The sequence below is a fragment of the Micromonospora sp. CPCC 205561 genome (genome assembly GCF_036906775.1).
Classification (GTDB): domain Bacteria; phylum Actinomycetota; class Actinomycetes; order Mycobacteriales; family Micromonosporaceae; genus Micromonospora.
This window is the reverse complement of record NZ_JBAKHV010000030.1, coordinates 52,732-74,789: the sequence shown is the minus strand read 5'-3', so window position 1 is coordinate 74,789 and position 22,058 is coordinate 52,732. Positions and strand designations below refer to the sequence as shown.

The following is a 22,058-nucleotide window of genomic DNA, read 5'->3' as shown; positions in this document are numbered from 1 at the left end:
GGGCGGGCGCGGGTCCCCGCGGGGGGGGGCGGCGCGGCCCCGGCCCGGGAACGCCCGGCGCGCGCGGCGGCGCGGCGCACCCGGAGAGCGGGTGCGCCGCGCGCGGCGGGGCCGGCGCCGGGGTCAGTGCCCCCGGTCGATCTCGACGCGCGCCTCGTCGGCGAGCCGGTAGCCGACGCCGTACACGGTGGTCACCACCGGCGCGGCCGCGGCGAGCTTGGCCCGCAGCCGGCGGACGTGCACGTCGACGGTGCGCGCCACCGCGTGCTCGTAGCCCCACACCCGGCTGAGCAGTTGCAGGCGGGTGAAGACCCGGCGGGGCTGCTCGGCCAGGAACAGCAGCAGGTCGTACTCGATGCGGGTCAGGGGGACGACGCGGGCGCCCTGGTGGACCATCCGCGAGGCGGCGACGATCCGGATCGCGTCGGGGTGCGCGTCGGCCGGGACCGCGCGGGGGGCCGGCGGGCGCTCCTCCTCGCCCGCCGGCCGCAGCCTCCCCTCGCCCGACTCGGCCAGTTCGCCGATCAGTTCCAGCAGCCGGGCCAGCCGGGGACTCATCGGCCCCGGCGCCAGGTCGAGGGTGATGGTGACGGTCGGCGTGGCCCGCTGGCGGACCGGCCCGATCCGCTCGGGGCGGCCGGCCGGGTGGGTTCGGGTGGGAATGGCGACGACGGACATGGAGCCTCCTGCGGCGGCGGTGCCGCCCCGCCCGGTGGGGCGCGGCGGTCAGGACGGCGCCCGGCCGGCGGTCACCGGGGGCGCGGGGACGGACGGACGCTGCGGCGGGGTGGGGCCGAGCACGGGCAGCCCGGCGAGCCGCCAGGCGACGAAGCCGCCGACGACGTCGGTGGCGCGGTGCAGGCCGAGGTCCTGGAGGGCGGCGGCGGCCAGCGAGGAGGTGTAGCCCTCCTGGCAGATGACGAGCACCCGCAGGTCGTAGCCGACCGCCTGGGGCAGCCGTGCGGGACAGCGTGGGTCGAACCGCCACTCCAGCACGTTGCGCTCGATCACCGTCGAGCCGGGCACGGTGCCATGGGCGGCCCGTTGCGCGGCCGGGCGGATGTCGACGAGCAGGGCCCCGCCCCGGTACGCCAGGTGCGCCCGCTCGGGATCCAGCCGGTCGAGCCGGGCCCGGGCGGCGGCCAGGATCTCGTCGATGCTCCGGGAGCCCGGCGGTGCCGGCCACGCGTGCGGGTCGTCGGTGGGCGCCATGGTCTTTCCTTCCACTGGTTGCTGCGGGTCCGTCGGCGACGGCGGGATCACCAGGCCACCCCGGCCTCGGCCACCTCGGCGACGCGCAGCCGGCCGTCGGCGAGCTGGTAGCTGGTCATCCGGCGCAGGGCGGGGCGGTAGACATGGACGCTCACCGCGGGTTCGTCGTCCCGGTTGGTCACCACGTGCACGTGTCGGGGGCCGAAGCGACGACCGGAGCCGGCGGGGAGCCGGTGCGGGTGGAGCCTGCCCGCGTCCGCCGTCTCCTCGGTCAGCGCGCCGGAGACGACCAGGAAGGCGCCGCCGCAGCCGCCGTGGTCGTGCAGGTCGGTGCCCTGGCCGGGCAGCCAGCTCAGCGCCCACACCTCGTGGTCGCGGGCGCGGGCCAGTCGCGCGTACCACCGGGCGGTCGGGTCGAAGCGCAGCGGCACCGGCCAGCCGGCCGGGTCGGCGGCCCAGTGGCGCGCGACGGCGAGCAGGTCGGGCGGGCGTCGGTCGGGCATGGCGTCCTCGCGGGTCGGTGACGTGTCGACCCAGGATAGGCTGCAAAGCCTATTGGTTTAGTAGGTTTTCCCGGACGCTGGGACGCCCTCGACTGCCACCGGAGACGGATCAGCGGCGGACCGGCGGCGCCACCCGGTAGCCGGGGACCGACGGCCAGCGCACGGTCAGCACGACCGACTCGCGCTCGGCGTACCACGAGTGGTCCACGCCCCGCCCCCAGACCACGTAGTCACCGGGCTCGCCGAGCACCACCGACCGGTCCGGCAACTCGACCCGGAACCGGCCGCTCACCAGCACCAGCAGGGCCGTACGCCGCTCGCCCGTGGCCCACGCCGAGCGCGCCTCCCCGGCGGGATGCACCCCCCACTTCACCTCGACGTCGCCGCTGTGCCGCGCGTCGCCCGGCGGCATGAAGTGACCCAGCAGCCAGCCGGCGTTCGTCGCCCCGTCGACGCCCGCGTTGCCCACGTACACCCTGTCGTCCATGGCCCCTCCCCCAGCCTGCCGGCCAGGCAACCTACCAGGCCGCCGTCCGACTAGCCTGGACCGGTGAGTGAGGAACTCGACGCCGAGACGCTGGCGTTCGCGCACCGGATGTTCGACCTGGCCCGCGACGGCGCCACCGCCGAGCTGGCCGACTACGTCGACGCGGGGCTGCCGGTCGACCTGACCAACGACAAGGGCGACACCCTGCTGATCCTGGCGGCGTACCACGCCCACCCGGAGACCGTGGCCGCGCTGCTGGCCCGCGGCGCCGACCACTCCCGCACCAACGACCGGGGACAGACGGCCCTCGCCGCCGCGGCCTTCCGCAGCAGCACCGAGGCGGTCCGGGCGCTGCTCGCCGCCGGGGCCGACCCGCACCACGGCAGCCCCTCCGCCGTGGAGACCGCCCACTTCTTCGACCTCGCCGAGATGCTCACGCTGCTGGGCGCGCCGCCCGGCTGAGCGCGCCGCCCGATCGACGGCGCCGGCGGCCGACCACGGGCGCCGGCAAGGCGCCCCGGCCCATCGGCCGCGACGCCCGGCGCGCCCCGTTCCCGGCCGGTATACAGAGGCGGTGGAGGATCCCCTGCCCGAACAGATGCGTACCGCCGCGACGGCGTTGCTGGCCGCGCTCAACGAGCCCGCCCGTGCCCGCGCCGCCCACGGATTCGACGACGAGCCGGCCCGTCGCTGGCTGGAGTACCGGCCCCGCCCCCGGCCCGGAATCTGCCTCGCCGACCTCGACCGCGTCGGGCGCAAGGCCGCGCACCGGCTGCTGGCCACCGCGCTGAGCCCGCCGGCGTACGCCCAGGCGATGGCGATCGTGGCGCTGGAGGAGGTGCTGGACCGGGCCGAGGGATGGCGGCGGGGCCGGCACAGCGGCGACTACTGGGTGGCGGTCTTCGGCGATCCGGCCCGCGACGACGCCTGGTCGTGGCGCCTGGAGGGGCACCACCTCTCGGTGAGTATGACCGTGGTCGCCGACCGGGTCTCCCCCGCGCCGATCTTCTTCGGGGCCAACCCGGCGACCGTCCGGCACGCCGGCCACCCGGTCTCCCGACCGCTCGGGGTGGAGGAGGACCTGGGCCGCGCCCTGCTCGACGCGATCGGCCCGGCCGGTCGGGCCGCGGCGATCGTCGCCGACCAGGCCCCCGGGGACATCATCAGCGCCACCCGTCCCCGGGTGGACGGGCCGCTGGAGCCGCTCGGGGTGCCCGCCGACCGGCTCGGGCCCACCGGGCGCGCCCTGCTCGACCAGCTCGTCGCGCTCTACCTGGACCGGCTCCCGCCCGAGCTGGCGCTCCGGGAGGCCCGCCGGCTGGACTCCGGGCGGCTGCACTTCGCCTGGGCCGGCCCGACCGCGCCCGGCCAGCGCCACTACTACCGGGTGCAGGGCGAGGACCTGTTGATCGAGTACGACAACACCACCGACGACGGCAACCACGCGCACACCGTGCTGCGCCGCCCGGCCAGCGACTTCGGCGCGGACATCCTCGCCGCCCACCACGCCCACTCCCACCAACCCCGCTGACCCCGCCCGCGCTCCCCCTCGCCCCCGCCCCGCTCCCCCTCGCCCCCGCCTCCCCGCCCGTCGATCTTGCAGTTTGCGCCCTCGGTTCGAGGTCAATGCGGCTTTTGGCCGGGGCGCAAAGTGCAAGATCGCCGCATCGAGGGCGGGGGGCGGGGGCGGAGGGCGGGCGTGGGGCGGGGGCGGGCGTGGGGCGGGGGCGGGCGTGGGGTGGGTGGGGGTTGGGGGGTCAGAGGGTGGGGCGGGGGCGGGGGCGGCGGGCGAGGTCGACGGTGGCGACGGGGGCTTCGGCCAGCGCGTCGAAGGTCGTCGCCTCGCTGCGCCGGCCGGCGTCGAAGCGGCGCACCAGCCGGGCGCCCAGCCCCACCCCGACCGCGCCGATACCGAGGGCCACCAGCTCGGTGAGCAGCAGCACGACGTTGGCGCCGCGCTGCGGGGCGTCCGCCCGCACGAGGCAGGCCAGCAGGAAGAGCGCGGCCATCGCCGCGTTCACCAGGTTGAAGGTGACCGCGGTGCGGCGGGTCCGGTCACCCGGCACGTCCCACAGGTCGATCATGCCGGCCACGGCGGTCAGCGCGGCGGCGAGCAGGGCCGCCACCGAGGTCCAGTAGCCCACCTCGCCGAGGAAGGCCGGCCCCCCGAGCACGTCGGTAAGGTCGAACACGGTCGCGCTCACGAAGAGCCCGAACGGGAACGTCACCAGCATCGGTTGGATCGGGTGTCCCCGCACGCGTAACCGGCTCTGCATGGTTCCTCCCCAGGTCGGCATGCCACCAGTCCAGGGTGCTACCCGGGCTCCCACACGCCGAAACGACACGCGGCGCGCCGGCCCCACCGGTCACGGCCGTACCGGCGGTCCGCCGGGGCGCGGCGAGGCATCAACGGCCGACGGGCGGAGACGCGCTCGGCGGAGCCTTGGAGGGCCCCGGACCGCCGCGACGAGTGCCCGCACCGACGCCCGGGGACGGCGACGAGGGCAAGTCGGCGCGGCGACGGCGGGACGCGGCGGCGGACGCTCAGCTGTCGCGGGGGCGCGAGACGGTGCTGACCAGCCGGCCGGCCACCTCCCGCAGCGGGATGTCCAGCGACGACGCCGCGCTGCGGAGCACGCCGAGGGCCTCCTCGGCCGGGCAGCCGCGCTGGGTCATGATCACCCCGATCGCCTGGCCGATCACCCCGTCGTCGAGCAGCGAGGCGTCCAGCTCGCCGGCCTGGGCCGCCTTGCGCGCCCGGTCGCGCACCGCGGCGAGGAGCAGCCCGGCGTGCTCGGCGAGCAGCATCGCGGTGAGCTGGTGGTCGGTGTTGAGCAGGTCGGCTGCGCCGGCGTAGAGGTTGATCGACCCGATCACCTGTTCGTCGACGTCGACCGGGGCGGAGATCACCCCCTGCACGCCCAGTTCCCGCGCCCGCGGGGTCCACGCCGGCCAGCGCAGCTCGCGCCCGAGATCCTCGGAGAGGGCCATCTCGCGGAGCCGGATCGCGTCCATGGCCGGCGAGTCGGGGCCGTGCCGCAGGTCGTCCAGCCCGGCGAGCCGCGCGTCGGAGGCGGCCACGCCGGCCGGCTCCCCGGCCCGCAGCGCGGTGAAGCCGCACCACCGCACGCCGGCCACCGCGTTGCGGGCGATACGCACCAGCGCGTCCAGCGCCTCGTCGAAGTCGTCGACCGCGATCAGCCCGGCCGTCAGCTCACGCAGCAGCGCGGCGGTCTCCAGGACGCCGAGCCGTTCCACCGCCGGGTCCCGCATCTCCAGGTTCACCGCAGCACAGCTCCCACTGTCTGGGCGCCCGTTCCCACGCGGTCGGCCGGCGCCGTCACCTGTTCCATCGCCTGCATCTCTCCCGACTCTTCGGACCCGCCCTACTACCCTCGCAAACCGGGATCGAAACGGTGGAAAGAGGGCCCCTTCCGGCGCACGCGGCGCGGGAAGGGGCCCCGGTGTCAGCGCGACGCGGAACTGAGCCGCCGCCCCACGGAGGCGATCAGGCGGTCCAGCTCCGAGCCGAACGGGTTGTCGTGCACGAGGTACGTCCAGGTCGCGCTGGGCCGTACGAGCTTCGCCTCGTCCGGCTCCCAGTCCTCCTCGAACTCCGTCTCCTCGAAGGTCGCGAGGGTCCGCCGCTCGATCTCCGGGACGAGGTTGTTGAACGCCGGCACCGCCGCCCGGTGGAACTCGTCGAGCGGGTCGAGCCGGCCGAGCGCGCGCAGGTGCACGCCCTCGCGCACCTCGGACAGCTCCGCCAGGTGCTCGGCCCAGAGCCGGTCGAGGTGGTAGAGGGCGATCGACCGGGCGACGCGGGCGAGCAGGTCCTCGTCCATCTCGCCGGCCTTCTCCGGCATCCGGTCGAGCAGCATCAGCGCCGCCACGTCGCTGGTCAGCAGCCGCTCCCGGCGCTCCGCCAGGGCCTTGCGCTGCTGCTCGACCACCACGCTGTAGCGCCAGGTGTTGCGGTGGATCTCGTGGTTGACGCCCTCGGCGACCCGCTGGGCGTGCTCGACGGCGTAGTCGACCTGCTCGTCGGTGACGAGGCCGTCGGCGTTCATCCGGGGCGACGGCGGGACGGCGTCGCCGGCGTGCCGGACGACCAGGTCGTCCTCCAGGCTGACGAAGAAGACCGACCCACCCGGGTCGCCCTGCCGGCCGGCCCGGCCGCGCAGCTGGTCGTCGACGCGCCGGCTGTCGTGCCGGCCGCTGCCGATGACGTAGAGGCCGCCCAGCTCGGCCACCCGATCGCGGTCTGCCTGGTCGCTGCCGCCGAGCCGGATGTCGACGCCCCGGCCGGCCATCTGGGTGGAGACGGTCACCGCGCCGTACGCGCCGGCCTCGGCGATGATCGCCGCCTCCTCGTCGTCGTTCTTGGCGTTGAGCACCACGCAGGAGACCCCGGCGGCGTTCAGGCCGGCGGCCAGCCCCTCGGACTCCTTCACGTCCAGGGTGCCGACCAGCACCGGCCGCCCGCGCTCGTGGTTGCGCTTGATCTCGTCGATCAGCGCCTCCTCCTTCTCCGCCCGGGTGGCGTAGATGCGGTCGGGCTCGTCCTCGCGCACACACGGCGTGTTCGGCGGGATCACCGCCACCTCGAGGCCGAAGAACTCCCGCAGCTGGTCGCCGACCAGCACCGCGGTCGCCGTCATGCCGCACACCTTGGGATAGAGCGCGATGTACGCCTGCACGGCGATGGTGCCGAGCACCTCGCCCTCGGCGGTGGCGTCCAGCCCCTCCTTGGCCTCCACGGCCGCCTGGAGGCCGTCCGGCCAGCGGCGGCGCTGCGCCACCCGGCCGCGCATCTCGTCGATCAGCTCGACCGAGCCGTCGCGGACGATGTAGTCGACGTCGCGGTGCAGCAGGGCGTGCGCGTGCAGCGCCACGTTCACCGCGGAGAGCTGCGCGACGTGCTCCTCGTCGTACAGGTCGATGCCGAGCTTGGCCTCGACGGCGGCCAGGCCGGCGGCGGTGAAGGCGACGCTGCGGCCGTCCTCGGCCACCGTGTAGTGCTTGCCCTTGCGCAGGCCGCGCACCTGGGCGGCGGCGGCGTGCACCGGGTCCTGCTCGCCGGCGACCGCGCCGGCGAGGACCATCGGCACCCGCGCCTCGTCGATGAGGATCGAGTCGGCCTCGTCGACGATCGCGGTACGCAGCGGCGGCTGCGCCCGGTCCGCCACGTCGGTGACCAGCTGGTCGCGCAGGTAGTCGAAGCCGGCCTCGCTGACCGAGACGTAGGTGACGTCGCAGGCGTACGCGTCGCGCCGCTCCTGCGGGGTGGACGCCTCGTTGACCCAGCCGACGCTCAGGCCGAGCAGCGTGTAGACCGGCTCCATCCACAGCGCGTCGCGTCGGGCCAGGTAGTCGTTGACGGTGAGCACGTGCACGGGGCCGTTGCCCAGCCGGACGTGCCCGTACGCCGCCACGGTGGCGGTGAGCGTCTTGCCCTCACCGGTGGCCATCTCGGCGACCTTGCCGGAGAGCAGTGCCATGGCGCCGAGCAGCTGCACGTCGTACGGCCGCTGGTCGATGCCTCGGCGGGCGGCCTCCCGGCCGATCGCGCAGATCTCCTCGTAGCCCGTGGCCTTGCCGGCGGCCTCGGTCAGCTCGGCGTCGTCGAGCGCCGTCAGCTCGTCCTCGCGCGCCTCGATGGCCGGCAGCAGCTTCTCCAGCGGTCCCAGGTCGACCGTCGTCCCCGGGCGCTGGAGGAACCGGCGGAACCTGCTCTTCAAGCGTTGCGACACACCCATGAGCGGCAACGGTACGCGACCGCGCCCGGCGTTGGCGGCCCGCCCGGCGCGCCGCCACGCGGGTGTCGCCGCCGGACCGGCCGCGAGCTGCGGACCCGCTCAGGCCACCAGGAGCTGGTGGGTGGCCAGCTCCCGGTAGAGCGGGCTGGTGACGGTCAGCTCGTCGTGGGTGCCGGTGGCCACGACCCGGCCGCCGTCGAGGACCACGATCTGGTCCGCATCGACGACCGTGGAGAGCCGGTGCGCCACGATCAGCAGGGTCCGCCGGGCCGCCACCGCGTCGATCGCCCGGCGCAGGGCCGCCTCGTTGCGGGCGTCGAGGTTGCTGGTCGGCTCGTCGAGCAGCAGCACCGGCGGCCCGGCCAGCAGGGCCCGCGCGATCGCCAGCCGCTGCCGCTCGCCGCCGGAGAGCAGCACCCCGCCCTCGCCCACCTGCACGTCCAGCCCCTCGGGGCCGCGCTCGGCGAGGTGGCCGAGGTTGACCTCGTCGAGCACCGCGCGCAGCCGGTCGCCGTCGGCGCGCGGCGCGCTGATCAGGAGGTTCTCCCGCAGCGTGCCGGCCAGCACCGGCGCAGACTGCTCGACGTAGCCGATCCGGGCGCGCAGGGCGTCGCGGGGCAGGTCGCGCACGTCGGTGCCGTCGACCCGCAACGCGCCCCCGGTGACCTCGTAGAAGCGCTCGACCAGCGCCAGCAGCGTCGACTTGCCGGCGCCCGACGGGCCGACCAGGGCGGTACGGGTGCCGGCGGGTACGGCGAAGCTCACCTCGCGCAGCACCGGCGGGCCGCCCGGGTAGCCGAAGCACACCCGGTCGAACTCGATCGACGCCGGGGCCCCGCCGTCGAGGGCCCGGGCGGTCGCCGGGCGGTCGGTCGCCCCCTCGACCGGCACGGCCAGCACCTCCTCGATCCGCTGGAGCGCGCCCAGCCCGGTCTGCAACTGGGTGTAGGCGTGCACCGCCTGCCCGAGCGGAAGCACCAGGAAGAACAGGAACATGATGAAGGCGACCAGGTCGCCGACGGTGATGGCGCCGGCCGCCACCCGCGCCCCGCCCACGCCGAGGACCAGCAGGAAGGCCCCCTGGATGGTGACGCCGCTGGCCGGGCCGACGAAGGCCTGCACCCGGGCCACCCGCAGCCCCGCCGCGTACGCCCGGGTGGCGCTGACGCCGATCGCGTCCGCCTCGCGCCGCTCGGCGCGGGCGGCGCGGATGGTCCGGGCGGCGGAGATGGCCCGCTCCACCGCCGAGGTCATCTCGCCGACCCGCTCCTGGGCGATGCGGGCCAGGTCGCGCACCCGGCGGGCGAAGGCGACCGCGAAGCCGATGCCGGCGGCCACCCCGAGCAGGGTCACCCCGAACAGCACCGGGTCGAGGAGAATCATCGCGCCGGCCGCCCCCAGCACCATCACCGCGCCGGTGACCACCTCGAACAGCCCGGAGGTGACCACCGCCCGCAGCAGCGTGGTGTCCGCGCCGACCCGGGAGAGCAGGTCGCCGGTGCGGCGGCGGTCGTACTCGGCGATCGGCAGCCGCAGCAGGTGCCCGGCGAGCCGCCGCCGGGTGCCGAGCACCACCCCCTCCGCGGTGCGTTGCAGCAGGTAGTCGCGCAGGCCGCCGAGGGCGGCGCCGAGCAGCACCAGGGTTACCAGCGCCGCGACCAGCCCGACCACCGGGCGGGCGCCGGAGAGCCCGTCCAGCACCGAGCGGGTGAGCAACGGCTGCGCCAGCGACGCGGCGACCCCGGCCAGCGACAGCGCGCCCACCACGGCGAGGGTGCCGCGGTGGGCGCGCAGGTACGGCAGCAGGGCGGCGAGGCCGACCCGCCGGGCGGCGCCGCTCCCGCCAGCGCCGCCGCCGTCAGGGCCGGGACCGGCGAGCGGCCCGGGCGGGTCGGCGGCCGGCGCGGCGGGTTCGGCGAGGGTGTCGGCGGGATCGGCGGCCATGGCAGGAACGGTAGCCGGCCCTCGACGGCCGGTCAGCCGGTGAGCACGACCTGGAGTTCCTGGCGGCGCCGCTCGGCGAGGTCGGTCAGCAGGGTCGGCGCCTCGTCGAAGGGCACCACCGCCGAGACCAGGTGCTTGCGGACCACGTCGCCGTACGTCCGCAGCAGGTCGATCGTCTCGGCGGAGAGCCGTTCCCGGTCCCAGGTGGGGGCGAGGCCCCGCGGCACCCGACCGATCTGCGCGCAGCGCAGGGACAGTCCGTTGTGGTGGAACTCCTCGCCGAGTCGGACCTCGTCCGCGCCGGCCTGGTAGAAGGCCAGGTCGACCACCGTGCCCTGCGGGCGCAGCAGGCGCAGCGCGAGCTGCAACGCCCACGCCTGCCCCCGGCACTGGAACACCACGTCGGCGCCCCGGTCGCCGGGACCGTGCGCCCAGCGGGTCTTGAGCACCACGGCCGGGTCGTCGGCCTCCGGGTCGAGGGTCTCCAGGCCCAGCGCCTCGGCGACGGCGCGGCGCTGCGGCGTCGGGTCGAGCACGACCACCGAGGCGGCACCGTGCCGCCGGGCGAAGAGGGCGGTGAGCAGGGCCACCACCCCGCTGCCGACGACCGCCACCCGGCGGCCGCGCACCCCGTCGCCCAGCGACCGCACGTCGGTGCCGTACAGGTCGGCGGCCGCGTGCAGCACCCCGTTGGCGCAGATCGGCCCCATGTGCGCGACGTAGACGCCGAGCAGCGGGTCCAGGTCCTCGGGCAGCGGCACGAACCGCTCGGCGACCGGATCGGCGACCCAGCCGGTGCGGTGTCCGTACGTCATGGCCCCGACCGTGCCCACGGCCACCGCGGGGGTGCGGCTCTCCACCACCCGGCCGACCTGCATGTAGCCCAGCCGGGTCACCGGGTATGGGGTGCTTGCCGAGCCGGGCTGGAAGAGGCCGAGATCGGCGTTCCAGGTGACGTTGAGGTAGGGGTTGGTGCCCTTGACGTAGCTCAGTTCGGTGCCCGCGGAGACGCCGCTGAAGAGCGTCTCCACCCGGAAGGTGCCGTCGGTGACCTCGGCGGCGTCCTGCTCGACCAGCTCCACCCGTCCCGGGCCGCTGACCACGACCACCCGGTCACGCATCGACGGTCACCCCCGTGGCGAGCGGCGCGGCGGCGGGCGCGTCCAGGCGGACGGTCCGGCCGGTACGCGCGGAGTCGGCGACCGCGAGGGCGAGCCGCTGGGTGCCCAGCGCCTCGGCGTACGGCACGCGGACGTCGTCGCCGACGCCCCGGACCGCGTCGACGAAGGCCCGGTCCACGGCCACCCGGGCGTCGTCCGGGTCGGCGGCGAAGCGGCGTTCCCCGTCGGCGTCGCGCACCACCAGACCGTCCTCGCTCAGCGACAGGGCCAGCCCGTCGGCGAGGATCTCCAGCCCGGCGCGGTGCTTCCAGCCGAGTACGCAGGCGGCGCTGAGCGTGCCGACCGCGCCGCCGGCGAAGCGCAGCGTGGCGGTGGTCACCGAGTCGATGTCGGCGCCGTCGACCGGCGGCGGTGTCCCGTTGCCGTACGCGGTGACCTCGGTGGCCTCCCCCACCAGGAACCGGACCAGGTCCAGTACGTGCGCGGCCTGCTCGACCACGGGGCCGCCGGAGCGGTCCCGCCGCGACCACCAGGCCACCGGGGGCACCTTGTCCCACCACGCGCCGCTGACCATCCGCACCGGACGGTCTCCGAGCAGCTCCCGGGCCTGCTCCACCACCGGCAGGTACCGCCAGTGGTGCCCCACGCCGGTGAGCAGCCCCCGCCGGGCCACCAGGTCGGCGATCCGCTCGGCGGTCACCAGGTCGACGGCGACCGGCTTCTCCACGAACATCGGCACCCCGGCCGCGACGACCGCCTCCTCCGCCGGCCCGTGGGCGAACGGCGGCACGCAGACGTAGACCGCGTCCGGGCCGGCGGCCAGCAGCTCGTCGACGTCGCCGTAGGCGCGGGCGCCGTGCTCGCCCGCCAGCCGCGCCGCCGCCTCCGGCGCCACGTCGGTCACTCCGATCAGTTCCACGTCCGTGAAGCCGCCCAACACCCTGGCATGGCGTTGCGCCACCCCGCCGGCCCCTACCAGTCCCACCCGGCACGTGCGCATGAAAACCCTTCCGCCACAGTTTCGCGTTCGGCGACAGCACTCCCCCCGCGTGGACGCAACCAAACGTTCACCGGGCCGGAACCCGCGCACGTCACCGTCGTGATCAAGCTGTTAGCTCATCGGCGGTTAGCGCGAGCGCGGCAGTGGGAAAAACATGCGGGGTTTGTTCCGCCACGATCTGGGGGTGCCTGTGCGGAGTACGGATTCGATGGTCTCACCGGTGGTGGAGGCGTGGGCCACGTACCGCACCACGTCGGCGGATGACTGGCCGGCGCGGCGGCTGATGCGTGCCAAGGGGGAGAGCAGGGTCAGCGTGGTCCTGCCGGCCCGCAACGAGGAGGCGACCGTCGGCGCGATCGTCTCGACGGTCCGGGAGCACCTGATGGAGCGGGTGGCCCTGGTGGACGAGCTGATCGTGGTGGACTCCCGGTCCACCGACCGCACCGCGCAGGTGGCTCGCGCCGCCGGCGCGGAGGTGGTCAGCCAGGACGAGATGACCCGGGGCCTGCCCCGGCTGGCCGGCAAGGGGGACGCCCTCTGGGCAGGGCTGGCCGCCGCCGAGGGCGACATCGTGGCGTTCGTCGACGCCGACCTGCGCGAGTTCCGCCCGCACTTCGTGACCGGGCTGATCGGCCCCCTGCTGACCGATCCGTCGGTTGACTTCGTCAAGGGGTTCTACCACCGCCCGCTGGTCGGGGCGTCGAGCGTGGAGGCCGACGGCGGCGGGCGGGTGACGGAGCTGATGGCCCGGCCGATGCTGAACCTGTTCTGGCCGGAGCTGGCGGGTTTCGTGCAGCCCCTCGCCGGCGAGTACGCCGGCCGCCGGGAGGTGCTGGAGCGGGTGCCGTTCGTCTCCGGCTACGGGGTCGAGACGGCGATGCTCATCGACCTGCTCGAGCTGGTCGGGCTGGACGCGTTGGCCCAGGTCGACCTCGGCGAGCGCAAGCACCGCCACCAGGACACCGCCGCCCTGGGACGGATGTCGGCCCAGATCATGCTCACCGCCTGGTCGCGGTTGCAGCGGCGCGGCTGGGCGGCGCCGGGCGCGATGCCCGCGTCCCTGCTGACGCAGTTCCGGCGCGGCGGCTCCGACGCGCTGCCGAACCTGGACCGGGAGATCGTCGTCTCCGACGTCTCCGTCGAGGAGCGTCCGCCCCTGGCGGAGCTTCGGCACCGCGTCCCCCGCCGACGGGTCCCCGCGGCGTGAGCGCGCGAGCTTCGACGACCGTGAACGACCGGGCGCGCACGGCCCAGGGAAGGAAACCCGCATGAGCCTCACCGTCCTGATGAACGCCGGTCCGTGGCTGTCCGTGCCGCCGCCCGGCTACGGCGGCATCGAGAACGTCATCGCGACGCTGGTGCCGGAGCTGCGCCGCCTCGGCGTACGGGTGGTGCTGGCGTCGGTGGAGAGCAGCACGCTCCCGGTCGACGAGAAGTTCTCCGTCTTTCCCGACGGGCAGTTCCACGCCCTGCAACGGCCCTACAACCAGGTCTGCGGCATCGCCCAGGCGCACCTCAACGGCGTGGTGCGCACGCTGTACTCGCGGGACGACATCGACCTGGTGCACGACCACGTGGAGGCGGTCGGTCTGGCCACGCTCGCCGCGATGGGTCCGGACGCCCCGCCGGCACTGCACACGCTGCACTGGGACCTGGCCAAGCACCCGGCGCTCTACGGCAACCTCGACGGCGGCGACCGGGTCCGGGTCAACGGGGTCTCCGCGTCGCAGCTGGCCCGCGCGCCGCGGGCGTTGCGAGAGCACTCGGTGGGGCACGTGCACCTGGCCACCCCGCTGGCCGTCGACGCGGACCGCCGGCCCCGGACCGAGAAGGGCGACTACCTGATCATTCTGGGCCGGATCAACCCGGGCAAGGGACAGGACGTGGGCGCCCGCCTCGCCCACCGGACGGGGATGCCGCTGGTGCTCGCCGGCCCCGTCGGGCCCTACCACCGACCGGAGGACCTGGCCGCCGCCGGGGACGAGGCCCGGCAGAACCCGGACGTCCGGTTCTTCTACGACGAGGTGGCGCCGCACGTCGACGGCGACCTGGTCCGCTGGGTGGGCACGGTGGCCGGTCAGGAGCGCGACGACCTGCTCGCCGGCGCGCTGGCCTCGCTGTTCCCGCTGCGCTGGGAGGAGCCGGGCGGCACCGCGGTCGTCGAGTCGCTGGCCCTGGGCACGCCGGTGGTCGCCACCGCGCGGGGCTGCCTGCCCGAGCTGATCGAGCACGGCCGCACCGGCCTGCTCACCTCCGACGAGGAGGAGCTGGCTGACCTGGTGCTCGCCGCCGGCCTGCTGGACCCGGACGAGTGCCGGCGGGAGGCCGCCCTCCGCTTCACCCCCGCGGTCATGGCGCAGAAGTACGTGGGCCTGTACGAGCGGGTCCGCCAGCTCGCCGCCGTCTCCCGCCTACAGCCGGCCTGACCCCTCGGTCGCACCCGCCCCGGGCCGCCGCGCGCACCGCTTCGCGGCGGCCCGTGCCGTGCCCCGGCCGCGCGGCGGCCGCGCGGCCGGCCGGGGCGGTCCGGTTTCACCCTGCACGGGTCCGGGTAGATCGCAGGTTGCCCGACCGACGCGAAACGAGGCGCACATGCCGAGCCGGATCACCTGCGAGGTGCACGACGGTCCCCCCGTGACCATCGTGCACCTGCGTGGCGGCCTCGATCTCGGGACCATGCGCAAGGTGCACACCGTGCTGGACGAATGCCTCGCCCGTCAGCCCGACGCGCTCGTGGTCGACCTCACCCACGTGGTCGTCCGGGACCGGCTCGCGCTCTCGGTCTTCGTCGCCACCGCCCGTCGGGCGGCCGGCTGGCCGGCGGTGCCCGTCGTGCTCTGCGCCCCGCCGTCCGAGGTGGCGGGCTGGCTGGCGCAGTCGACCGCCTGCCGGGTGGTGCCCGTACGCCCCGACTGCGACGAGGCGACCCGGGTGGCGAACGCGGCGGCGGCTCCCCGGCTGCGGGCCCGCCTCGAACCGGTCGCGGAGGCCTGCCGGCGGGCCCGGGAGCTGGTCACCGACGCGTGCACCCGCTGGCACCTGCCGGAGGCCGTCGGCCCGGCGTCGCTGGTGATCAGCGAGCTGGTCGGCAACGTGGTCCGGCACGCCGGCACGCCGATGCAGGTGACGCTGACCCTGCGCCGGCCGTACCTGCACCTCGCGGTGGCCGACGGCAGCCGCGACTCGGCCCACGCCGGCACCCCCGACCAGCGGACGGAGGGCGGGCGGGGCCTGGTGCTCGTCCGGGAGCTGACCCAGCGCTGGGGCAGCGTGCCGGCCGGCGACGGAAAGGTCGTCTGGGCCATGCTGCCCGTGAATTAGCCGAATTTACCACTCTCGCCTGAATAGCCGCTGTCGCCTGGTTTCATGGGGCGGAGGGGCGGGTAGCCGCGCCGTCCTATCTGCGTCTGACGGGGTGAGAGTGACATGCCCAAGCGGGAAACCACGGCACCTGCACGCGACCGGGGGCCGGCGATCCTGGCGCCGGCGCGCTTCGGCGGCTATCCCGGGCCGCTGCGCAAGGCGCTGCCCGGCGGGAAGCTGACCCGGTTCCTGGCCACCACCGATCACAAGCAGATCGGCCTGCTCTACCTCATCAGCTCGTTCGGCTTCTTCCTGATCGCCGGGCTCCAGGCGATGCTGATACGGGCCGAGCTGGCCCGGCCCGGCATGCAGATCCTCTCCGCCGAGCAGTACAACCAGCTCTTCACCTCGCACGGCGCGGTCATGCTGCTGCTGTTCGCCACCCCGGCCGCGTTCGGGTTCGCCAACTACATCGTGCCGATCCAGATCGGCGCGCCCGACGTGTCGTTCCCGCGGCTCAACGCGCTCGCCTACTGGCTCTACCTCTTCGGCGGCCTCATGGTGCTGGGCGGCTTCCTCACCCCGGGCGGCTCCGCCGACTTCGGCTGGACCGCCTACTCGCCGCTGAGCAGCCAGGAGCACTCCCCCGGTGTCGGCGCCAACCTGTGGGTCATCGGCCTGGTCGTCTCGGGGCTGGGCACCATCCTCGGGGCGGTCAACCTGATCACCACGATCCTCACCCTGCGCGCGCCCGGCATGACCCTGTTCCGGATGCCGATCTTCACCTGGAACATGCTCTTCACCAGCCTGCTGGTGATCCTGGTGTTCCCGCTGCTCGCCGCCGCGCTGCTGGCGCTCTCCGCGGACCGGCTGCTCAACGCCCACGTGTACGACCCGTCGACCTCCGGGCCGATGCTCTACCAGCACCTGTTCTGGTTCTTCGGCCACCCCGAGGTCTACATCATCGCGATACCTTTCTTCGGCATCATCACCGAGATCATCCCGGTCTTCTCCCGCAAGCCGATCTTCGGCTACACCGGCCTGGTGCTGGCCACCATCGCGATCACCGTGCTGTCGATGACGGTGTGGGCCCACCACATGTTCGCCACCGGCCAGGTGCTGCTGCCGTTCTTCAGCATCCTGAGCTACCTGATCGCGGTCCCCACCGGGGTGAAGTTCTTCAACTGGATCGGCACCATGTGGAAGGGACAGCTCACCTTCGAGACGCCGATGCTCTTCGCGATCGGCTTCCTGGTCACCTTCCTCTTCGGCGGCCTGACGGGGGTGCTGCTGGCCAGCCCGCCTGCGGACTGGCACACCCACGACACCTACTTCGTCGTCGGGCACTTCCACTACGTGCTCTTCGGCACGGTCGTCTTCGCGCTCTTCGGCGGCTTCTACTTCTGGTGGCCGAAGATGACCGGGCGGCTGCTGGACGACCGGCTCGGCAAGGCCCACTTCTGGACGATGTTCATCGGCTTCCACGGCACCTTCCTCGTGCAGCACTGGCTGGGCAACGAGGGCATGCCCCGCCGGTACGCCGACTACCTGCCCAACGACGGGTTCACCGCGTTGAACACCTTCTCCAGCGTCTTCGCCTTCGTGCTCGGCGCCTCCACGCTCTTCTTCATCTGGAACGCCTGGAAGTCCTGGCGCTTCGGGGCGCAGGTGACCGTGGACGACCCGTGGGGCTTCGGCAACTCCCTGGAGTGGGCCACCACCTGCCCACCGCCGCTGCGCAACTTCGACCGGATGCCCCGGATCCGCTCCGAGCGTCCCGCCTTCGACGCCAAGTACGGCCCGCTCGTCGCCGACCTCGGCCGGGACCTGCCCCAGCGCGCCACCAAGCCGCCGCAGGACTTCCGCGAGGAGCTGCACCGCGAGAAGCACGTGCCCGAGGCGCCGTCCGCCGAGGGGGCGCACGGCGCACGGGAGGCCGCCGACTACCAGCCCGCGGCGCAGTCCGGGGCCCGGCCGGTGGACGTACCGGAGCCCGACGACATCCGCCGGCCCGCCTTCGAGCAGACCGACGAGCCGGAGGAGAGCAACCTCGGGGCGCAGCGGGAGCCGCAGGAGAACGACCGCTGGCGGCACCCGCGCAGCCCCGGCGACACCCCGGAGCACTGAGCGGCGTACGCCAGGAGGGGCCGGCACCCCACGGTGCCGGCCCCTCCCCGACGGCCGTCAGCCCTCGCGGGCCGGTGCGAGACCCGCCGCGGTGAGCGAGCGCCGCACGGCCGGCTGCACGCGGGTCAGCCGCAGCGGCACCCCCGTGCGGGCGGCGGCCTCGCGCCCGGCCATCAGCGCGGCGATGCCGCCGGCGTCGAAGCCGCCCGCGCCGACCAGGTCGACCACCACCTCGGCGGGCTGCCCGGTCACCGCCTCCAGCATGGCGCGGCGCAGCTGGTCCGCGCCGTTGCGGTCGACCTCCCCGCCGACCTCCACGACCACCCGGTCGCCGTTGTGCCGGACCGAGATCCTGGTCTTCGGCGGCTCGGACTCGGCCGCGCCGCTCTGCCACGGCGGCGGGGCGTCCGCGAGCATCGCCTGGCGCAGCCAGGTCAGCGCCCGCGACAGCAGCCGGGAGACGTGCATCTGGGAGATGCCGAACCGGGCCGCGATCTCGGCCTGCGTCTGGTTGCCGTAGAAGCGCATGGCCAGGATGCGCCGCTCCCGCCAGGGCAGCCGGTGCAGCAGCCCGCTGACCGTCACCCGGTCGTCGACGGATTCGAGCGCGTTGTCGGACTCGCCGACCAGGTCGCCGAACTCGGCGGAACTCTCCCCGCCGACGGGCGCGTTCAGCGAGGCCGGGCTGTAGCCGGCGGCCGACTCCAGCGCGGCGAGGATCTCCTCCTGCGGCGTCTCCAGCCGCTCCGCCAGCTCGGCGACCGACGGGGCGCGGGACAGCTCGCTGGTCAGCGCGGAGGTCGCCTGCCCCACCTCCAGGATCAGGTCGCGCAGCCGGCGCGGTACGTGCACGCCCCAGGTGCGGTCGCGGAAGTGCCGCTTGATCTCGCCGACGATGGTGATCGCGGCGTACGCGGTGAACGAGCCCCGCTCCGGGTCGTACCGGTCGACGGCGTTGACCAGTCCGAGGCGGGCGACCTGCTCCAGGTCCTCCAGCGGCTCCCCCCGCCCCCGGTAGCGGCGGGCCAGCCGGCCCGCGAACGGCAGGGCGAAGCGGACCAGGTCGTCGCGCGCCTCCTGGCGCCGTTCGGGCGGTAGGCCCTCGATCCGGGCCGCGTACGCCAGTGCCGCCGCGTCCAGGTCCTCCAGGCCCCGTTCGGTCGGAGGTGGTGGTGTGGTGGTGGTCTGTCCGAACATCCGCGCCTCCCTCAGGAAGGTCCCCCGCCCGGAATCAGGAAACCGGTCGTGCGCGCGCGTGGTCGCACCACGCCCGGGCCGGAAAGTGGGTCACATGACTGGGATGTCAGCGGGCGACACGCCGCCGGACGGCGTGATCAGGCCGTCGCAGCCAGCGGTGTTCCCGCTCCGTAGGTACTCAATCACGGGACCGCGGGTTCGCGAGGATGTTTCGAGAGGCCGGCTCAGCAGACGAGTAATCCCTGGTGGGCGCCACTGTCACGGAGCGCCGCGAGGGCGTCGGCGATCGTCAGCGCCGGCGGCGTCGGCAGGTCGTACGGCTGCGCCCGCAGCACCTCGGTGGCGCGCCGGGTGGGCACCGAGGTGACCGGGTAGCCGCGCGCCGAGGTGCGGTCCAGTGCGCGCCGGCGGCGCCCGAAGCCGGCGACGGCCAGCCACTGCGGCAGGCCGGCCAGCGCCGGCGAGCGCAGGCCCGGCGGCTCGGGCAGCACGTCCACGGAACTGAACGGCTCGCTCCCGGCGAGCCACCACTCCACCCCCTCCACGCTGCGCCGGGTGGCGTTCTCGCACCAGTACGGCACCATTCCGGCGCGGACCACCTGCCACGGGTCGAGCAGCCGGCCGCACTCCACCACCAGCCGGTCCCCGGTCTTGCCGGCGGCGCGCAGCCAGCGCCGGTACAGGTCGGCGGTGGCGGCGCTGAGCGCCTCCGGGCGCGGCACGAGGAGCCGGTGCAGCGGATGCCCTTGCCGGCCGGTCCACTCCCGGAGGCTGGTCTCGAAGCCGGCCTCCACGCCGTGTTCCGCCGGCCCGGGCGGCGAGGTGACCTCCGGGACCTCCCACCGCGCGCCGTCCCCGCCCGCCGAGCGGAGCACCTGCCGCAGGGCGTGGCTGTCGGGGTGGAAGTCGACCGGGTCCAGGCCGCTGCCCGGGCAGCCGACCTGGAAACTGTGCCCGGGCGCGGAGTCGAAGACCGGCCAGGTGCGCGCGTCGCGCAGCAGCACCAGCGGGGCGCCCGGCTCCAGGCGGTCGGCCAGGAACCGCGCGTACGCGCCCGGCAGGGACCGCCACCGGGCCGCGAGCGACACCGTGGCACCGGCCAGCGCGCCGCGGCTGGCGGGGCAGTGCACCTGACGTACGTGCAGGTCGGGGTTGCCGCCGAGCAGGCGGGCGGTGAGCGCGGCGCCGTGGTCCAGGGCGGCCCCGGGCCGGTCGACGGCCCCCTGCGCCCAGTGGGCGGTCATCTCGAAGCCGGCGGGCAGCCAGGGCACGCCCAGCGCCATCGCCAGGTGCGCGGCAGCGCCGTGCGGGGAGCCGATCAGGGCGCCCGGATAGCGGCGCTGCGGGTACTGGTCGGCGAACCACCGGGCGACCCGGGAGGCGTCGACCTCGGCCGTCTGCCCGGGGGTGAGCGCCACCCGCCCGGCCGCCCGGAGCACCGCGGCCCGGCGTACCGGCTCGGGCGCCCCGGTGAACCGCGACAGCGGCCCCGGATGCCCCGGGTGCCCGAGGTCGGCGCAGTCGGTTCCGCGCAGCGCGCGGGCGGTGGCGGCGACCAGGACGCGCGCGGCGCTGCCCGCCGCCACGACCCGGTCGCCCGCCAGTCCGGCACCGTTGGCCGTGAGCCCCTCGCGCACCTTGCGCACCGGCCCCACCTTGCCTCGTTCGCTCACCACGCGGCCCGGCTTCCCGTCCCGATGGGGTTCAAACGGGGCATCCCCCACCGGGCGGGAGTAATCAGAAGATCCCGGGCGCGCTGTCGCCGCCGCGCCGCACCGGGCTACGAGCCGGTTCACGCCCCGGCGAGCCGGGGTTTCGTCGCCGGCACGAGGGGCACATCAGCGCACATGGGCACAGACGACGAGACCCCGGCGGCGGCCACCATCACCCCGTACCGGGACGGACCGCTGCTGGTGCGGGGCGACTTCGCCCTGGTCACCCCCGACGGGGAGACCATCGACGCGAGGCGGGGCACGGTGGCGCTCTGCCGCTGCGGAAAGTCCGCCCTCAAGCCGTTCTGCGACGGCACCCACAAGGCCGTCAACTTCCGCGCCGGCACCAACCGCGACTCCTGACCCACCCCTCTCCCCGCCGCCCGCCCCTCGCCGCCCGCCCCTCGCCCCTCGCCGCCCCTCGCCGCCCCTCGCCGCCCCTCGCCGCCGCGATCTTGCACTTTCCGCCCGGACGATCCGCCCGAATGCCCCTCGTCGGGGACCGAAACCGCAAGATCGGCGCGCGGTGGGGGGCGGGGCGGGGCGGGGCGGGGCGGGGCGGGGCAGGCGGGCGGGGGCGGGCGGGGGCGGGGTCAGGCTACGGCGGTGGGGATCTCGCCGCCGCGGGGGCGTTCGCGGAGGGTCACCCGGATCGGGCCGGCGGCCTCGCGCAGGGAGGTGCGCCCGGCGGTCCAGGCGTCCAGCAGGTGCGCCGCGAAGAGCCGGTCCACCGCGAGCGCGGCGGCGGCGCCGAAGAGCACGTCCGGGGCGAGGTCGGGCTCCACCCGGACCAGTCCCCCGCAGAGGTCGTACGCGGCGATCTGCTCGTGCACCGCGTCCGCCTCGACGTGCTCGTCGTAGAAGCGGGTGGCCACCTCGTCCAGCCCGAGGCGGCGCAGCCCGTTGCCGTAGCGGCGGTTCGGCAACGACGAGGTCATCTCGTAGGCGGCGAGGTGTCCCAGCAGCGCCCCGCGCAGCCGCCGGTGCAGCCCGAACAGCGACATCAGGTTGTTGGTGGCCAGGGTGACCGCGGGCACGGCGTCCAGGTGGGCGGCGTAGCCGGTGTCGAGCCCCAGCCGGGCCAGGGTGACCCGGAACAGTTCGGCGTGCATCCGGTCCAGCCGCCCGTTGCCGTACTCGTCCATCTGGATCTCGACCAGGGCGGCCTTGGCGGGACCGCCGAGGCGCGGCAGGGCCCAGCTGTGCGGGTCGGCCTCGCGCAGGTGGTAGATCGAGCGGTGGGTGACGAACTCCCGGAACTGGGCCAGCGTCGCCCGGCGTTGCAGGTGGCCGGCGAGCGACGGCCCGTCGTCGGCGGCGACCACGTCGGCCAGGGCCGCCGGCACCCCGCCGGGCAGCGCCACCGGCAGCGGCCCCACGAGTTCCCGCAGCGCCGCCTCGAAGCGCCGTTCGGCCCGCGCGCGCAGGGCCAGCAGGGACGGCTGCCACTCCCACTCCTCGTCGACGCTCCGCCAGCCCCGGTAGTGCAGCTCGTAGCAGCAGAAGAGGGTGAGCTGGAGATCCTCGTCGGTGACCGGGTCGGCCGGACCCAGCCGGGCGCCGAGCCTCGCCGGCAGGTCGTGCGGCGCCCGCCGCAGCGCGTCCAGCAGTGCCGCCGAGACGGGCCCGCGGGGCTGCGGCAGGGGCGCGGGACCGTACCGGCGATCGGTGGACTCGGACAAGGTGACCTCCA

At 75.1% G+C, this 22,058-nt stretch carries 20 protein-coding genes; 7 read left to right on the top strand and 13 right to left on the bottom strand.

Annotation, left to right across the window (positions count from 1 at the left end):
- Positions 1–123: 123 nt before the first annotated feature.
- From V6V16_RS17320 to V6V16_RS17305, 4 genes are all read right to left on the bottom strand, one after another.
- Entirely contained in the window at positions 124–678 is a 555-nt protein-coding gene (locus V6V16_RS17320; protein ID WP_334563311.1) for a winged helix-turn-helix domain-containing protein, read from the bottom strand.
- 48 nt (positions 679–726) lie between these two features.
- Positions 727–1,212 (bottom strand): rhodanese-like domain-containing protein, encoded by a 486-nt coding sequence (locus tag V6V16_RS17315; RefSeq protein WP_334563309.1) that lies wholly within the window; start codon positions 1,210–1,212, stop codon positions 727–729.
- 47 nt (positions 1,213–1,259) lie between these two features.
- Complete coding sequence (locus V6V16_RS17310) at positions 1,260–1,715, bottom strand: cysteine dioxygenase (RefSeq protein WP_334563307.1); 456 nt, start codon at positions 1,713–1,715, stop codon at positions 1,260–1,262.
- 109 nt (positions 1,716–1,824) lie between these two features.
- A complete protein-coding gene (locus tag V6V16_RS17305; protein WP_334563305.1) occupies positions 1,825–2,202 on the bottom strand; it encodes a signal peptidase I in 378 nt (125 codons plus the stop codon).
- Positions 2,203–2,265: 63 nt separating this feature from the next.
- Here V6V16_RS17305 and V6V16_RS17300 point away from each other — a divergent pair, with 63 nt between their 5' ends.
- Together V6V16_RS17300 and V6V16_RS17295 are read left to right on the top strand one after the other, a co-directional pair.
- Positions 2,266–2,664, top strand: a complete 399-nt coding sequence (locus tag V6V16_RS17300; RefSeq protein ID WP_334563304.1) for an ankyrin repeat domain-containing protein — start codon at positions 2,266–2,268, stop codon at positions 2,662–2,664.
- A gap of 112 nt (positions 2,665–2,776) precedes the next feature.
- Positions 2,777–3,733, top strand: a complete 957-nt coding sequence (locus tag V6V16_RS17295; RefSeq protein ID WP_334563303.1) for a DUF3500 domain-containing protein — start codon at positions 2,777–2,779, stop codon at positions 3,731–3,733.
- A gap of 226 nt (positions 3,734–3,959) precedes the next feature.
- Here the strand turns inward: V6V16_RS17295 and V6V16_RS17290 are convergent, their stop codons facing one another.
- The 6 genes from V6V16_RS17290 to V6V16_RS17265 form a co-directional block, all read right to left on the bottom strand.
- Complete coding sequence (locus V6V16_RS17290) at positions 3,960–4,478, bottom strand: DUF2231 domain-containing protein (RefSeq protein WP_334563302.1); 519 nt, start codon at positions 4,476–4,478, stop codon at positions 3,960–3,962.
- Positions 4,479–4,746: 268 nt separating this feature from the next.
- A complete protein-coding gene (locus tag V6V16_RS17285) occupies positions 4,747–5,487 on the bottom strand; it encodes a GAF and ANTAR domain-containing protein (protein ID WP_334563301.1) in 741 nt (246 codons plus the stop codon).
- A gap of 182 nt (positions 5,488–5,669) precedes the next feature.
- On the bottom strand, positions 5,670–7,961 hold the full coding sequence (gene secA2 / locus V6V16_RS17280) for an accessory Sec system translocase SecA2 (protein ID WP_334563300.1): 2,292 nt from the start codon (positions 7,959–7,961) through the stop codon (positions 5,670–5,672).
- A gap of 99 nt (positions 7,962–8,060) precedes the next feature.
- Positions 8,061–9,905 (bottom strand): ABC transporter ATP-binding protein, encoded by a 1,845-nt coding sequence (locus tag V6V16_RS17275; protein WP_334563299.1) that lies wholly within the window; start codon positions 9,903–9,905, stop codon positions 8,061–8,063.
- A gap of 32 nt (positions 9,906–9,937) precedes the next feature.
- A complete protein-coding gene (locus tag V6V16_RS17270) occupies positions 9,938–11,026 on the bottom strand; it encodes a zinc-dependent alcohol dehydrogenase (RefSeq protein ID WP_334563298.1) in 1,089 nt (362 codons plus the stop codon).
- The gene (locus V6V16_RS17265; RefSeq protein ID WP_334563296.1) at positions 11,019–12,026 is read right to left on the bottom strand and encodes a Gfo/Idh/MocA family protein; all 1,008 of its coding nucleotides are present in this window, start codon (positions 12,024–12,026) and stop codon (positions 11,019–11,021) included. The genes V6V16_RS17270 and V6V16_RS17265 overlap by 8 nt, the downstream gene beginning before the upstream one ends.
- Positions 12,027–12,234: 208 nt before the next feature.
- Between V6V16_RS17265 and V6V16_RS17260 the strand changes: the two genes are divergently transcribed.
- From V6V16_RS17260 to ctaD, 4 genes are all read left to right on the top strand, one after another.
- Positions 12,235–13,233, top strand: coding sequence for a glucosyl-3-phosphoglycerate synthase (locus V6V16_RS17260; RefSeq protein WP_442934098.1), 999 nt, complete (start codon positions 12,235–12,237; stop codon positions 13,231–13,233).
- A 61-nt stretch (positions 13,234–13,294) separates the two neighbouring features.
- The gene (locus tag V6V16_RS17255; RefSeq protein ID WP_334563294.1) at positions 13,295–14,452 is read left to right on the top strand and encodes a glycosyltransferase; all 1,158 of its coding nucleotides are present in this window, start codon (positions 13,295–13,297) and stop codon (positions 14,450–14,452) included.
- A gap of 166 nt (positions 14,453–14,618) precedes the next feature.
- Complete coding sequence (locus V6V16_RS17250) at positions 14,619–15,347, top strand: ATP-binding protein (protein WP_334563292.1); 729 nt, start codon at positions 14,619–14,621, stop codon at positions 15,345–15,347.
- A 105-nt stretch (positions 15,348–15,452) separates the two neighbouring features.
- The gene (ctaD, locus tag V6V16_RS17245) at positions 15,453–17,456 is read left to right on the top strand and encodes an aa3-type cytochrome oxidase subunit I (protein WP_334563290.1); all 2,004 of its coding nucleotides are present in this window, start codon (positions 15,453–15,455) and stop codon (positions 17,454–17,456) included.
- A 57-nt stretch (positions 17,457–17,513) separates the two neighbouring features.
- On the opposite strand, the gene V6V16_RS17240 is transcribed toward ctaD, so the two are convergent.
- Complete coding sequence (locus V6V16_RS17240) at positions 17,514–18,653, bottom strand: SigB/SigF/SigG family RNA polymerase sigma factor (RefSeq protein ID WP_334563288.1); 1,140 nt, start codon at positions 18,651–18,653, stop codon at positions 17,514–17,516.
- A gap of 224 nt (positions 18,654–18,877) precedes the next feature.
- Positions 18,878–20,290, bottom strand: coding sequence for a hypothetical protein (locus V6V16_RS17235; RefSeq protein ID WP_334563316.1), 1,413 nt, complete (start codon positions 20,288–20,290; stop codon positions 18,878–18,880).
- A gap of 210 nt (positions 20,291–20,500) precedes the next feature.
- Between V6V16_RS17235 and V6V16_RS17230 the strand changes: the two genes are divergently transcribed.
- Positions 20,501–20,728, top strand: a complete 228-nt coding sequence (locus V6V16_RS17230; protein ID WP_334563286.1) for a CDGSH iron-sulfur domain-containing protein — start codon at positions 20,501–20,503, stop codon at positions 20,726–20,728.
- Between the two features lie 230 nt (positions 20,729–20,958).
- On the opposite strand, the gene V6V16_RS17225 is transcribed toward V6V16_RS17230, so the two are convergent.
- Positions 20,959–22,047, bottom strand: coding sequence for an iron-containing redox enzyme family protein (locus V6V16_RS17225; RefSeq protein WP_334563284.1), 1,089 nt, complete (start codon positions 22,045–22,047; stop codon positions 20,959–20,961).
- Positions 22,048–22,058 lie beyond the last annotated feature (11 nt).

Coding starts and splice junctions, on each gene's coding strand:
- ctaD (WP_334563290.1), top strand. CDS start 15,453: ATGCCCAAGCGGGAAACCACGGCACCTGCACGCGACCGGGGGCCGGCG.
- V6V16_RS17260 (WP_442934098.1), top strand. CDS start 12,235: ATGGTCTCACCGGTGGTGGAGGCGTGGGCCACGTACCGCACCACGTCG.
- V6V16_RS17270 (WP_334563298.1), bottom strand. CDS start 11,026: ATGCGTGACCGGGTGGTCGTGGTCAGCGGCCCGGGACGGGTGGAGCTG.
- V6V16_RS17305 (WP_334563305.1), bottom strand. CDS start 2,202: ATGGACGACAGGGTGTACGTGGGCAACGCGGGCGTCGACGGGGCGACG.
- V6V16_RS17290 (WP_334563302.1), bottom strand. CDS start 4,478: ATGCAGAGCCGGTTACGCGTGCGGGGACACCCGATCCAACCGATGCTG.
- V6V16_RS17240 (WP_334563288.1), bottom strand. CDS start 18,653: ATGTTCGGACAGACCACCACCACACCACCACCTCCGACCGAACGGGGC.
- V6V16_RS17275 (WP_334563299.1), bottom strand. CDS start 9,905: ATGGCCGCCGATCCCGCCGACACCCTCGCCGAACCCGCCGCGCCGGCC.
- V6V16_RS17265 (WP_334563296.1), bottom strand. CDS start 12,026: ATGCGCACGTGCCGGGTGGGACTGGTAGGGGCCGGCGGGGTGGCGCAA.
- V6V16_RS17250 (WP_334563292.1), top strand. CDS start 14,619: ATGCCGAGCCGGATCACCTGCGAGGTGCACGACGGTCCCCCCGTGACC.
- V6V16_RS17310 (WP_334563307.1), bottom strand. CDS start 1,715: ATGCCCGACCGACGCCCGCCCGACCTGCTCGCCGTCGCGCGCCACTGG.
- V6V16_RS17320 (WP_334563311.1), bottom strand. CDS start 678: ATGTCCGTCGTCGCCATTCCCACCCGAACCCACCCGGCCGGCCGCCCC.
- V6V16_RS17315 (WP_334563309.1), bottom strand. CDS start 1,212: ATGGCGCCCACCGACGACCCGCACGCGTGGCCGGCACCGCCGGGCTCC.
- secA2 (WP_334563300.1), bottom strand. CDS start 7,961: ATGGGTGTGTCGCAACGCTTGAAGAGCAGGTTCCGCCGGTTCCTCCAG.
- V6V16_RS17230 (WP_334563286.1), top strand. CDS start 20,501: ATGGGCACAGACGACGAGACCCCGGCGGCGGCCACCATCACCCCGTAC.
- V6V16_RS17255 (WP_334563294.1), top strand. CDS start 13,295: ATGAGCCTCACCGTCCTGATGAACGCCGGTCCGTGGCTGTCCGTGCCG.